Genomic DNA, 11,633 nt, shown 5'->3' with positions numbered 1-11,633 from the left:
TCGCGGCGGACGGGGGATGCGGCTGCCCGGCGCATGCAGGCCGTCGCACCGGACGCGCCGGCGCGACGGATGCGCGTGCTACAGCAGCCGCCATCCATCAGTCGTCGCCGCCCTTGGAAAGATCGTCGTCCACCTCGGCCGCCGCCCACTCCAGCGCCTCGCGCTCGGCGCGCTCGCGCTCGGCCTTGTCGATCTGGTCGATGGTGGCCTGGTCGATGCGACGGGCGGCGATTTCGCGCAGCGCCAGCACGGTCGGCTTGTCGTGATCGGGATTGACGGCCGGTTCGGCGCCCTTTTCCAGCTGGCGTGCGCGCTTGGTCGCCATCAGCACCAGCTCGAAACGGTTGTCGATCACCTCGAGGCAGTCTTCGACGGTAATGCGTGCCATGTGAAATCCTCAGGGAATAAATGACTTATGTAGTCCTACAGTGTAGCCAGCAGGTGCTTTGCTGGCAATGAGCACGCGCGTATGATGGCGGGCTGGCCACGGATCGGCGGTGCCCGGGAAAGCGCTCCGAAAGCCGTGCAGGATATAAAACCAGACAGTACACTTAACTGTCTCCCCGACGCGAATCCTCTGCGCCAATGACCCCACAGCTTCGATTCCCCTTGTTGCACCGCTGGTTGCCGGTGCTTGCGCTGGCGTTGCTGGCCGGCTGCACCATCGCCAAGCCGCGCACCGACGATCCGCTGGAGAAGTACAACCGCAGCGCGTACAAATTCAACGATACGCTGGACAAGGCGGTGGTGCGCCCGGTCGCGATGGGCTACCGCAAGGTGACCAATCCGCCGGTGCGCCGCTCGTTCAGCGATTTCTTCACCAACATCCGCATGCCGATCACGGTCGCCAACGATCTGCTGCAGGCGCGGCCGAAACAGGCACTGCAGAGCACCGGGCGGTTCCTGGTCAACCTCACGCTCGGCATCGGCGGCTTCTTCGACCCGGCCAGCCAGCTCGGCCTGCCGCTGGAATCCAACGACTTCGGCATCACCCTGGCACGCTGGGGTGCGCCGGAAGGCGATTACCTGATGGTCCCGTTCCTGGGCCCGAGCACCGTGCGCGACATCTGGCAGACCCCGGTCGACAGCTATTTCTTCGATCCGCTGACCCTGTACGCCAACCACCACCACTACAACGGCCTGCAATACCTGCCCTCGGCGATCTACCTGGTGACCCTGCGTTCGCGTGCGATCGATGCGGAAGGCTTCCTGCAGTCCGCCTACGATCCCTACGTATTCATCCGCGACGCCTACCGGCAGCAGCGCCTGTACAAGATCTACGACGGCAACCCGCCGCCTGAGGCCATCCAGCAGATGCAGGGCCTGAACGACCAGAATTTCGACCCTGAGCAGTTGCTGGAACAGCAGCACCAGTGGGAGAACAAGCATCCGGACCAGGCGGCCAAGCAGCCGTAGTCGCGTCCGGGGCACGGCCACGGATACGTAGAGGGGCCTGCGGCCCCTCTACGTATCCGCCGTTGTCGCCCAGGCGGATCAGGCGATCAGGCGATCAGGCGATCAACCTCGCAGACCTGCGCCAGCGCCCGCATGCCGGCCGGCACGTGGACGACCTGCAAGGGCCGTCCGTGCCGGGCCGCGCCGGCCATGACCGCCAGTATGCAGGCCAGCCCCGCGCTGTCGCTGCGGACCACTCCGGCGAGGTCCAGCCGCGACGCCGAGCCGGCCGCCAGTGCGGACTGGATCGCCTGCAGTGCGGCGGCGGCCGTGTCGAAACTCAGCTCGCCGTCCACGCCCAGGGTGGCGGGCGTGGTGGCATCGAGCCCGAAGCCCTGCCCGGTCTGGCCCGTCATGACGCGCTCTTGCTGTCCTTGTCCATCGTCTCCAGCGCCTTCGAGCCCTGGGTCTCCAGGTTCGTGATCAGCTTCTCGATGCCGGCCTTGCGGATTTCCGCGTCCACCTGGTTGCGGTAGTTGGTGACGTAGGAAATGCCCTCGATGATCACGTCGTAGGCCTTCCAGTCGCCGTTGCGGCTCTTGCGGAACGCGTAGTCGACCGAGACCAGCTTGCCGTCGTCCAGCACCACCTGGGTGCGCACCACGGTGCGCTTGTCGTTGAGGTCGCCATTGAACGGCAACACCTTGACCCGGCCGCGGGTGTAGTTGAGCAGGCCCTCGGCGTAGCGGTGGGTGATCGAGTTGTAGAACGCGTGGGCAAAGCGCTCGCGCTGCTCCGGACTGGTCTCGCGGGCATGCTGGCCGAGCACCAGGATCGAGGCATAGTCGACGTCGAAGTGCGGCAGGAACGCCTCGTCGATCACGCTGATCAGTTTTTCCTGGTTTTTCTTCAGCTCGTCGCGATGCCCCTCGATCGCCGAAGCCAGCTGGTCGGCGATGCCCTGCACGACCTGCACCGGCGCCGGCGCGGCGGCGGCCGTGGCCGCGGCTCCCTGGGCAAGGACCGGAGCGGCGATGACGCTGCCGAAAGCGATGGCGGTGGCAAGAGCCAGTCTGCGCAACATGGTGAAACTCCTTCAGCGGAACCGGCTCGGCGAGCCGGTGGGAATGGTGGGCTATTTGCCGCCGTTGCCGGCGTCCTTCTTGTCGCTGGGCGAACCATTGACGAGGAACTTGCCGATCAGATCCTCCAGCTGCATCGCGGACTGGGTGAGGATCATCTCGTCACCGTCCTTGAGCGCCTCGGGGGAGCCGCCGGGCTGGATCGCAACATACTGGCTGCCGATCAAACCGCTGGTGAACACCGCGGCGGAGGAGTCGTCTGGAATCGCGTTGTAGCGCTTGTCGATCGACAGCACGACCTGGGCGTTCAGCTTCACCGGGTCGGCGTGCACCGACTGCACGCTGCCGATCACCACGCCGGCCATTTTAACCGGCGCGCCGGCCGAGAGCGTGCCCACGTTGGAGAAGCTCGCCTTCACCGCATAGCTGCCGCCGACATTGTCGACTACGCCGCCGGCGCCGAAGAACTTGCCCAGCATCTCCTCCAGCGGCTGGGTCGACTTGGTCCGCGCCAGCGTGCCGCCGGGGGCCACCGCCTGCTTCGAGCTGCCGTAGTCGATGCCCACGTACTGGTCGCCGAGCAGGCCGCTGGTGAAGATCGTGGCCACCGAGTCGAGCGGGATGTGGTTGTAGCCCTTGTCGATCGACAGCTTCACCTCGGCGACGTCGTGATCGGGCTTCAGCGTGATCGACTGCACCTGGCCGACCCGCACGCCGGCGATCTTCACCGGCGCGCGCTCCTTCAGCTGGCCGATGTTGGTGAACTGCGCATCGACGACGTAGCTGTCGCCCTGGTGCACGTTCGCCACCGAACTGGTCTGGGTGGCCAGGTAGGCCAGTGCGGCAAAGCCGAGCACGATGAACAGGCCGGTGCCGACGGCATAGGAACTTCTCGGTTGGCTCACGGCAGAATCCTCGGAAAACGATGGGTCATGGCGGTCACATCAGCACAATCACATGAGAAACGCGGTGAGGACGAAGTCCAGCGCCAGAATCGCGATCGACGACGCCACCACGGTGCGGGTGGTGGCGTAGGCCACGCCTTCGCTGGTCGGCGGCGTGGTGAAACCCTGGAACACCGCGATCAACGACACCACCGCGCCGAACGCCAGGCTCTTCAGCAGCACGCCGTTGACGATGTCGGTGTGCACGTCGACCTGCGCGGTCATGTTCGACCAGAACGTGCCGTTGTCCACGCCCAGCCAGGTCACGCCGACCAGATGGCCGCCGAAGATCGCCATCGCGCAGAACACGCAGCACAGCAGCGGCATCGCGATCAGCCCGGCCAGGAAGCGCGGCGTGGCCACGTAGGCGATCGGGTCCACCGCCATCATCTCCATCGCGTCGATCTGGTCGGTGGCGCGCATCAGGCCGATCTCGGCGGTGACCGCGGTGCCGGCGCGGCCGGCGAACAGCAGCGCGGTGACCACCGGCCCCAGCTCGCGGTACACCGACAGCGCCACCACCATGCCGCTGGCCGAGGTACCGCCGAAGATCGACAGCACGTGATACAGCTGCAGCATCAGCACCATGCCGACGAACAGGCCGCAGACCATGATGATGGTGAGGCTCATCGCGCCGACGAACCACAGCTGGCGCACCGTCTCGCGCAGGTAGCGGAAGCTGCGCGGGACCGCCGCCAGCAGGGTCAGCAGGAACAGCCCGCAGTGGCCGATCTGGGCCAGCGACTGGGTCACCACGTTGTTGTGCTGCGGCGCACGCGCGTTCATTTCGACGCTCCGGCAAAACCCAGCTCGGCGGCGTAGTCGCCGGCCGGATAGCGGAACGGGATCGGCCCGTCCGCCTCGCCGCCGAAGAACTGCCGCGTCCACGGCGAGCCGTCGTCGGCGATGGTCTTCGGATCGCCCTGCGCCACCACCTTGCCCTTGGCCAGCAGGATCACGTGGTCGGCGATCTGCTGCACCGCGGCCAGTTCGTGCGACACCAGCACGCTGGTGATGCCGAGCGTCTGGTTCAGCGTCAGGATCAGTTTCAGCACCTGGTTCAGCGCCACCGGGTCGAGCCCCACGAACGGCTCGTCGTACAGGATCAGCTGCGGATCGAACACGATCGCCCGCGCCAGCGCCACGCGCCTCGCCATGCCGCCGGAGAGCTCGTTCGGCATCAGCCGCGCCGCGCCGCGCAGGCCCACCGCCTGCAGCTTCATCAGCACCAGGTCGCGGATCAGCACCTCCGGCAGCTTCGTATGCTGGCGCAGCGGAAAGGCCACGTTCTCGAACACGTCGAAGTCGGTCAGCAACGCGGAATTCTGGAACAGGTAACCCATGCCCTCGCGCAGCTTGTACAGCTGCTCGCGCGACAGGCCGGCGACATCCTGGCCGTCGACGTGGACGCTGCCGGCATCGGCGCGCATCTGCCCGGTGATGTGCTTCAGCAGGGTGGTCTTGCCGGTGCCGCTGGGGCCCATGATCGAGGTGATCTTGCCGCGCGGGATGTCGAGATCCAGCGCATCGAAGACGGTCTTGCCGCCGAGCACCGTGGTCAGCCCACGGACCCGCACCAGGGTGGCGTCGTCAGGCGTGGCGCGAACGGGTTCGGTCATGGGCGGCGGAAACTGTGGAGAGGAGCACAAGGTAGCGGAAGCGTGGTTCGAAGGCCATGTGAAGGCGGGAACGGGCTCTCAGAACTTGTGAAGAAAACCGCTTCCTGTGGTTTTCTTCAGCCGCGAGTCCGGTACACGCCCGGACTCGCTCACATGAAACAGCCACTGACGTGACTGTTTCATGTCCGGCCATCGGGCAACCGCTCCTGCGTGGCCTCCACTCGGGCATCCATGCCCTGGCCATGCCCTGGCCATGCCCTCGCCGTGGCCGGCCTGAGAGGTTGAATAGTCACAACCTCTCAGGCTCCATCGGCCAGCAGCTCGGTAATCAGTGCCTCGTGCCGCTGCAGCTGCAGCGCGCTGCGCAGGCGCACCGCCCGCACGATCGCCTGCAGCCCGGCCAGTGCCTCGTCGAACACGTCGTTGACCAGGATGTAGTCGAACTCGTGTGCGTGGGCGATCTCGCCGCGCGAATTGCGCAACCGGCGCTCGATCACCTCGGCGCTGTCCGAACCACGACCGCGCAGGCGCCGCTCGAGTTCCGCCCGCGACGGCGGCAGGATGAACACGCCGACGCAGTCGGGCTTGCTGCGGCGGATCTGCCGGGCGCCCTGCCAGTCGATCTCCAGCAGCACGTCGCGCCCCTGCCCCAGCAACTGTTGCACCGTGGTGCGCGAGGTGCCGTACAGGTTGCCGTGCACCTCGGCATGTTCCAGGAAGATGCCCTCGGCGATCTCGCGCTCGAACTCGGCGCGCTCGACGAAATAGTAATGCCGCCCGTACTGCTCGCCCGGCCGCGGCGGCCGCGTGGTGTGCGACACCGACAGCGAGATCCCCGGCTCGCGTTGCAGCAATGCATTGACCAGGGTGGACTTGCCCGCGCCCGAAGGCGCCGCGACCATGAACAGGGTACCCGCTGCCTCAACAGTCATAAAGCCGCGCAGCGCGTTTGCCCCCTCTCCCCGCCGGGGAGAGGGTTGTGACCGAAGGGAATCCCTTGCGGAGGGTGAGGGGCCGGGATTTGCTGAATAGGCTCATTCGATGTTCTGCACCTGCTCGCGCATCTGCTCGATCAGCACCTTCAGCTCGACCGCCGCGTTGGTGCTGCGCGCATCGACCGACTTCGAGCCCAGCGTGTTCGCCTCGCGGTTGAATTCCTGCATCAGGAAATCCAGCCGCCGCCCGACCGGTTCCTTCAGCCCCAGCACGCGGCGCGTCTCGCCGATATGGGTGCTGAGCCGGTCCAGCTCCTCGTCGACGTCGGTACGGGTGATCTGCAGCACCAGCTCCTGTTCCAGCCGGCCCGGCTCGACCGGCTGCTTCAGGTCGGCCAGCCGCGTTTCCAGCCGGGTGCGCAATGCGGCGCGGATCTCCGGCATCCAGCCGCGCACGTCGGCGACCACGCGTTCGATCGCATCCAGCTTGTCGCGCAGGATCCCGCCCAGCTTCTCGCCTTCGCGCTCGCGGGTGGCGGCAAGCGCGTCCAGTGCGCGGTCGAGCACCTCGAACAATGCCGCCTGCTGCGCCTCCGGCTCCGTCTCGGCCTGCTGCAGTACGCCGGGAAAACGCAGCAGCTCGGTGAACTCCACGCGCATCTTCGGAAAGAGTGCCTCCATGTCCAGCGACAGTTCGGACAGCCGCGACAACAGCGCGCTGTCGACCTGCAGCGATTCGCTGCGCGAGTCGCTGCGGCGCACGGTGAGGTCGAGCTTGCCGCGGGAAAGCTTCGCCGCCACGCGCTCGCGCAACTGCGGCTCCAGACCGCGCAACTCATCCGGCAGCCGCGGGCTCAGCTCAAGGTAACGGTGGTTGACCGTGCGCAGCTCGCAACTGAGCGTGCCGGCAGGGCCGGTGGTTTCGGCACTGGCATAAGCCGTCATGCTGCGGATCATCGGCGCCTTCCGGACGTGGGGAAAGGATGCAATGGTAAACTCTCCCGTCCGCCTTGCCCAATCCGGCCAAGCGAGCCCAGGACCTGCCCCATGAGTTCCCCCGCATGAATGACATCCGCCGCCCCAGTGGCCGCACCAGCGACCAGCTGCGCAGCGTCAGCATCGAACGCCACTACACCCGCCATGCCGAGGGTTCGGTGCTGGTGAGCTTCGGCGACACCCGCGTGCTGTGCACCGCCAGCATCGAGGACCGCGCGCCCGTCTGGCTGCGCGGCAAGGGCGAGGGCTGGGTCACCGCCGAATACGGCATGCTGCCGCGCGCCACCAGCACCCGCACCCAGCGCGAGGCCGCGCGCGGCGGCCAGGGTGGGCGCACCATGGAGATTCAGCGGCTGATCGGCCGCAGCCTGCGCGCCTGCGTCAACCGCCAGGCGCTGGGCGAGCGCGTGATCACGCTGGATTGCGACGTGCTGCAGGCCGACGGCGGCACCCGCACCGCGGCGATCACCGGCGCCTACGTGGCCCTGGTCGATGCGGTGAACCTACTGATGAAGCGCGAAAACCTCAAGCGCAACCCGGTGGTGGGCGCGGTCGCCGCGGTCTCGGTAGGCATCTACAAGGGCATGCCGGTGCTCGACCTAGACTACACCGAGGACTCCGACTGCGACACCGACATGAACGTGGTGATGAACGACGGCGGTGGCTTCATCGAAGTACAGGGCACCGCCGAAGGTCACGCGTTCCGCCGCGACGAGATGGACGCGCTGCTGGCGCTGGCCGAGAAGGGTATCGGCGAACTGGTGGCGGCGCAGCGCGCGGCACTGGCGCAATGAAAACTACGACCATTCGTAGGGCGGGCACTGCCCGCCAGCTCTGCTTTTGCGCCCGGGCTCGCAGGAAAGCGGCGGGCACTGCCCGCCCTACGCCATCGTCGCGGCGGTACGGAGTGAGTCCATGACACGGCGCATCGTGCTGGCCAGCAGCAACCGCGGCAAGCTTGCGGAGTTCGGCGCGCTGCTCGCCGGCAGCGGCTTCGAGGTGGTCACGCAATCGAGCCTGGGCATCACGGACGCCGAGGAAACCGGTGCGAGCTTCGTCGAGAACGCCCTGCTCAAGGCGCGCCACGCGGCCCGGGCCAGCGGCCTGCCCGCGCTGGCCGACGACTCCGGCCTGTGCGTGGCCCACCTGCACGGCGCGCCCGGCCTGTATTCGGCGCGCTATGCCGGCGGTCACGGCGACAGCGCGGCGAACAACGCGAAATTGCTGCGCGCGCTGGACGGCGTGCCGCCGGCCCAGCGCGGCGCGTTCTTCATCTGCGCGCTGGTGCTGCTGCACGATGCCGACGACCCGGCTCCGCTGGTCGCCGAAGGCCGCTGGCACGGCCGCGTGCTCGACGCGCCGCGCGGCGCGCAAGGTTTCGGCTACGACCCGCTGTTCCTGCCGCACGGCCAGTCGCGCAGCGCCGCCGAACTCGAGCCGGCGCTGAAGAACCGCCTCAGCCACCGCGGCCAGGCGCTGGCGCAGCTGCACGCGAGGCTGGCCGAACGCAACGCATGAGCCTGCTCGCGCCGCCGCTGTCGCTGTACGTGCACATGCCATGGTGCGTGAAGAAGTGCCCTTACTGCGACTTCAACTCGCATGGGCTGCGCAGCGAGCCGCCGCCGTACGCCGATTACATCGGCCACCTGCTGGCCGACCTCGACGCCGACCGCGCGGACTTCGCCGCGGCGCTGGAGGGCCACCGGGGCATCAGCCGGCCTGTCGTCAGCGTGTTCTTCGGCGGCGGCACGCCGAGCCTGTTCGCGCCGGAACTGATCGCGCGCCTGCTCGACGGCGTGCGCGAGCGGCTGCCGCTGGCCGATGACGCCGAGATCACCCTGGAGACCAACCCCGGCACGGTCGAGCACGGGCGCTTCGACGGCTACCTGGCCGCCGGCGTCAACCGCATCTCGTTCGGCGTGCAGAGCTTCGACGACGACAAGCTGCGCCGGCTCGGCCGCATCCACTCGGCCAGCGAGGCCGAGGCGGCGGTGAAGTCGGCGCAGGACGCCGGCTACGCCAACATCAACCTCGACCTGATGTACGCGCTGCCGCAGCAAAACCTGGACGGCGCACTGGCCGACGTGGAGCGCGCGGTGGCGCTGGCGCCCACGCACATCTCGCACTACCAGCTGACGCTGGAGCCGAACACCGCGTTCGCCGCCAACCCGCCGCCGCTGCCCGACGACGACGACGCCTGGGCGATGCAGGAAGCCTGCGAGGCGCGCCTGGCCGCCACCGGCTACGGCCAGTACGAGATTTCCGCGTATGCGCAACCAGGTCGGCGCTGCGCGCACAACCTCAACTACTGGCAATTCGGCGACTACCTCGGCATCGGCGCCGGCGCGCACGGCAAGCTCAGCAACGCGGCCAGCGGCGAAATCCGCCGGCGCTGGAAGACCCGCGGGCCACGCGCCTACATGGACGCAACCGGCGGCTCCGCCCGGATCGGCGGCGACAGCGTAGTCGGCGCCAGCGAACTGCCGTTCGAGTACATGCTGAACGCGCTGCGCCTGGTCGACGGCGTGCCGATGGCAGCGTTTGCCGAACGCACCGGCCTGCCGCCGGAACGGATCGCCACCGCACTGGCGACGGCGCGCCGCCGCGGCTGGCTGCACGACGATCCGCAACGGCTGCACACCACCGCACTGGGCCAGCGGTTCCTCAACGACGTGATCGGCGCATTTCTGGACTGAAAGCTGCGCTCCAGCTGCCCGGCACCCGGATGGCATAGCCACGGCAACCGGCAGAGACTTGCCGCACCGAGGGGAATTCACAGGTTGACGCATGGATGTCGGGCAGGATCGACGGCAATCGTTTGCGTCGCAGCAGGGCGGACGCACGAGGAACGCACTCTGGCCGGCGCGGGCGCAACGCCTGCTGGAAGCCAGCTGCCACCTCTGCATGGAGGGGTTGCGGGAACCGCTGCGCCGTTGCCTGAGCGAATTCGAAAAGCAGCTTTTTGCGCTGGCCGAGCGTACCCGGCATGGCGGCGAGCAGCAGAATTGCTTTGCCAGCGCCGCGCCGGCAGGCGCTTCACTGGCGATCGCCGCGCGCGCACGTCATCATGGGCGTCGTTTCCCATCCCCAGTTCACCACGGGCTGTACCGGCCCTGCGCGGAGGCCGCCAGTGGCGGCCACGGCACACGCAGGCGCCCCGACACGCCGCCGAGGAGTCCTCATGCACGACCAAGCCGCCTCGCTGTATCCGCACCACCTGGCCACCCTGCGCGAACGCGCCGACCAGGCGCTCGCGCTGGGTGGCTTCGACCACCTGCTGGTCGCCGCCGGTACGCCGCTGCGCAAGTTCCTCGACGACCAGGACTACCCGTTCGTGGTCAGCCCGCATTTCAAGCACTGGTTGCCGCTGACCAACGCGCCTGGCAGCTGGATCGCGTACACGCCGGGGGCGAAACCGAGGCTGGTGTTCGTGCAGCCACGCGACTACTGGCACGTGGTGCCGGAAGCGCCGCACGGCTATTGGGTCGAGCACTTCGACGTCGTGATCGTGCGCAGCGCGGCGGAGGCGATCGCGCAACTGCCGGCCGGCAAGCGCGCCGTGATCGCCGCCGCCTGCCCCGCCACCGATGGCCTGGAGGCGAACAATCCGCCGGCCGTGCTCGACCATCTGCACTGGCATCGCAGCTACAAGACGCCGTACGAACTCGAACAGATGCGCGAAGCCAGCCGCGTCGGCGCGCGCGCGCACCGCGCCGCCGCGGCCGCGTTCCGCGCCGGCGAGGGCGAGTTCGGCATCCACCTGGCCTACCTCGCCGCGGCGAAGCAGATCGACGCCGAGCTGCCCTATGCCAGCATCGTGGCCCTGAACGAGCACGGTGCGGTGCTGCATTACACGCACTTCGACCGCACGCCGCCGGCGCACAGCCACTCGTTCCTGATCGACGCCGGCGCCAGCGCTGCCGGCTACGCCAGCGACATCACCCGCACCTACGCCGCGCCGCATGCGGCCGAATTCCAGGCACTGATCGACAGCGTCGACGCCGCCCAGCGGGGCTTCGTGGCGAAAGTGCGCGCCGGGCAGAGCTACCCCGAGCTGCACATCCACTCCCATCAAGTGCTGGCCGGCGTACTGCGCGAGCACGGCTTCATCCGCATGAGCGCGGAAAGCGCGGTCGAGTCCGGCGTCAGCAGCGCGTTCTTCCCGCACGGCCTGGGCCATCCGATCGGCCTGCAGGTGCACGACGTCGCCGGCTTCCAGCAGAGCGAGCGCGGCGGCAGCATCGCGCGCCCGGACGGCCACCCCTACCTGCGCATGACCCGCGTGCTGGAAGCGGGCATGGCGGTGACGATCGAGCCCGGCCTGTACTTCATCGACATGCTGCTGGCCGAACTGCGCGACAAGCCGGTCGCGACCGACATCGACTGGGCAAAGGTGGACGCGTTCCGCCAGTACGGTGGCATCCGCATCGAGGACGACGTGGTCTGCACCGACGGCGCGCCGGAGAACCTCACGCGGGACGCGTTCGCTTCCGCTTGAGCCGGACCAGCTCCTCGCTTCTTCTTTTTTTCCAGAGCGTTAAAGAGCTTTCGCCCTCCGCAAGGAGGGTGAAAGCTCCACGCTCGCGATCCGACCGCACCATGAAAGAGTGATTCGGGGATGCCGGGCCTCCTGCTGCGACATCCGTCCACACCGCGCCTACA

General features: G+C 67.9%; 13 protein-coding genes. 5 read left to right on the top strand and 8 right to left on the bottom strand.

All coding sequences use genetic code 11. From position 1 onward, the window contains the following. Nucleotides 1-97: 97 nt before the first annotated feature. Nucleotides 98-388: a DNA-directed RNA polymerase subunit omega gene (gene rpoZ / locus AC1Q5A_RS03495; RefSeq protein ID WP_068092597.1), complete on the bottom strand. Its 291-nt coding sequence runs from the start codon at nucleotides 386-388 to the stop codon at nucleotides 98-100. Nucleotides 389-585: 197 nt separating this feature from the next. Here rpoZ and AC1Q5A_RS03490 point away from each other — a divergent pair, with 197 nt between their 5' ends. Next, entirely contained in the window at nucleotides 586-1,416 is an 831-nt protein-coding gene (locus AC1Q5A_RS03490) for an MlaA family lipoprotein (protein ID WP_492698350.1), read from the top strand. An 86-nt stretch (nucleotides 1,417-1,502) separates the two neighbouring features. Here AC1Q5A_RS03490 and AC1Q5A_RS03485 read toward each other — a convergent pair whose 3' ends face one another. The 7 genes from AC1Q5A_RS03485 to AC1Q5A_RS03455 all read right to left on the bottom strand — a co-directional run bounded on the left by AC1Q5A_RS03485 (nucleotide 1,503) and on the right by AC1Q5A_RS03455 (nucleotide 6,932). Next, nucleotides 1,503-1,811: an STAS domain-containing protein gene (locus AC1Q5A_RS03485; protein ID WP_492698348.1), complete on the bottom strand. Its 309-nt coding sequence runs from the start codon at nucleotides 1,809-1,811 to the stop codon at nucleotides 1,503-1,505. Next, a complete protein-coding gene (locus AC1Q5A_RS03480) occupies nucleotides 1,808-2,479 on the bottom strand; it encodes an MlaC/ttg2D family ABC transporter substrate-binding protein (RefSeq protein WP_492698346.1) in 672 nt (223 codons plus the stop codon). The genes AC1Q5A_RS03485 and AC1Q5A_RS03480 overlap by 4 nt, the downstream gene beginning before the upstream one ends. 51 nt (nucleotides 2,480-2,530) lie before the next feature. Continuing rightward, the gene (gene mlaD, locus AC1Q5A_RS03475) at nucleotides 2,531-3,382 is read right to left on the bottom strand and encodes an outer membrane lipid asymmetry maintenance protein MlaD (protein ID WP_492698344.1); all 852 of its coding nucleotides are present in this window, start codon (nucleotides 3,380-3,382) and stop codon (nucleotides 2,531-2,533) included. A 48-nt stretch (nucleotides 3,383-3,430) separates the two neighbouring features. After that, nucleotides 3,431-4,207, bottom strand: coding sequence for a lipid asymmetry maintenance ABC transporter permease subunit MlaE (mlaE, locus tag AC1Q5A_RS03470; RefSeq protein ID WP_492698342.1), 777 nt, complete (start codon nucleotides 4,205-4,207; stop codon nucleotides 3,431-3,433). Then, the gene (locus tag AC1Q5A_RS03465; protein WP_492698340.1) at nucleotides 4,204-5,040 is read right to left on the bottom strand and encodes an ABC transporter ATP-binding protein; all 837 of its coding nucleotides are present in this window, start codon (nucleotides 5,038-5,040) and stop codon (nucleotides 4,204-4,206) included. The genes mlaE and AC1Q5A_RS03465 overlap by 4 nt, the downstream gene beginning before the upstream one ends. A 299-nt stretch (nucleotides 5,041-5,339) precedes the next feature. Further along, on the bottom strand, nucleotides 5,340-5,972 hold the full coding sequence (gene gmk / locus AC1Q5A_RS03460) for a guanylate kinase (protein WP_492698338.1): 633 nt from the start codon (nucleotides 5,970-5,972) through the stop codon (nucleotides 5,340-5,342). A gap of 102 nt (nucleotides 5,973-6,074) precedes the next feature. Then, entirely contained in the window at nucleotides 6,075-6,932 is an 858-nt protein-coding gene (locus AC1Q5A_RS03455; RefSeq protein WP_492698336.1) for a YicC/YloC family endoribonuclease, read from the bottom strand. Between the two features lie 104 nt (nucleotides 6,933-7,036). On the opposite strand from AC1Q5A_RS03455, the gene rph reads away from it, so the two are divergent. The 4 genes from rph to pepQ all read left to right on the top strand — a co-directional run bounded on the left by rph (nucleotide 7,037) and on the right by pepQ (nucleotide 11,469). Next, a complete protein-coding gene (rph, locus tag AC1Q5A_RS03450; protein WP_492698334.1) occupies nucleotides 7,037-7,765 on the top strand; it encodes a ribonuclease PH in 729 nt (242 codons plus the stop codon). Between the two features lie 121 nt (nucleotides 7,766-7,886). Beyond that, nucleotides 7,887-8,489 carry an RdgB/HAM1 family non-canonical purine NTP pyrophosphatase gene (gene rdgB, locus AC1Q5A_RS03445; RefSeq protein WP_492698332.1) on the top strand — a complete coding sequence of 201 codons (603 nt, stop codon included), beginning with the start codon at nucleotides 7,887-7,889 and terminating at the stop codon, nucleotides 8,487-8,489. Continuing rightward, nucleotides 8,486-9,667, top strand: coding sequence for a radical SAM family heme chaperone HemW (gene hemW, locus AC1Q5A_RS03440; RefSeq protein WP_492698330.1), 1,182 nt, complete (start codon nucleotides 8,486-8,488; stop codon nucleotides 9,665-9,667). Before rdgB ends, hemW begins: the two co-directional genes overlap by 4 nt. 485 nt (nucleotides 9,668-10,152) lie before the next feature. Then, on the top strand, nucleotides 10,153-11,469 hold the full coding sequence (pepQ, locus tag AC1Q5A_RS03435; protein WP_492698329.1) for a Xaa-Pro dipeptidase: 1,317 nt from the start codon (nucleotides 10,153-10,155) through the stop codon (nucleotides 11,467-11,469). Nucleotides 11,470-11,633: the final 164 nt, after the last annotated feature.

This window comes from Rhodanobacter sp. GW835-FHT13D09, assembly GCF_058793995.1.
The sequence above is the reverse complement of the archived record's forward strand: the minus strand, read 5'-3'. Positions and strand labels throughout refer to the sequence as shown.

Coding starts and splice junctions, on each gene's coding strand:
- rpoZ (WP_068092597.1), bottom strand. CDS start 388: ATGGCACGCATTACCGTCGAAGACTGCCTCGAGGTGATCGACAACCGT.
- AC1Q5A_RS03490 (WP_492698350.1), top strand. CDS start 586: ATGACCCCACAGCTTCGATTCCCCTTGTTGCACCGCTGGTTGCCGGTG.
- AC1Q5A_RS03485 (WP_492698348.1), bottom strand. CDS start 1,811: ATGACGGGCCAGACCGGGCAGGGCTTCGGGCTCGATGCCACCACGCCC.
- AC1Q5A_RS03480 (WP_492698346.1), bottom strand. CDS start 2,479: ATGTTGCGCAGACTGGCTCTTGCCACCGCCATCGCTTTCGGCAGCGTC.
- mlaE (WP_492698342.1), bottom strand. CDS start 4,207: ATGAACGCGCGTGCGCCGCAGCACAACAACGTGGTGACCCAGTCGCTG.
- AC1Q5A_RS03465 (WP_492698340.1), bottom strand. CDS start 5,040: ATGACCGAACCCGTTCGCGCCACGCCTGACGACGCCACCCTGGTGCGG.
- gmk (WP_492698338.1), bottom strand. CDS start 5,972: ATGACTGTTGAGGCAGCGGGTACCCTGTTCATGGTCGCGGCGCCTTCG.
- AC1Q5A_RS03455 (WP_492698336.1), bottom strand. CDS start 6,932: ATGATCCGCAGCATGACGGCTTATGCCAGTGCCGAAACCACCGGCCCT.
- rph (WP_492698334.1), top strand. CDS start 7,037: ATGAATGACATCCGCCGCCCCAGTGGCCGCACCAGCGACCAGCTGCGC.
- rdgB (WP_492698332.1), top strand. CDS start 7,887: ATGACACGGCGCATCGTGCTGGCCAGCAGCAACCGCGGCAAGCTTGCG.
- hemW (WP_492698330.1), top strand. CDS start 8,486: ATGAGCCTGCTCGCGCCGCCGCTGTCGCTGTACGTGCACATGCCATGG.
- pepQ (WP_492698329.1), top strand. CDS start 10,153: ATGCACGACCAAGCCGCCTCGCTGTATCCGCACCACCTGGCCACCCTG.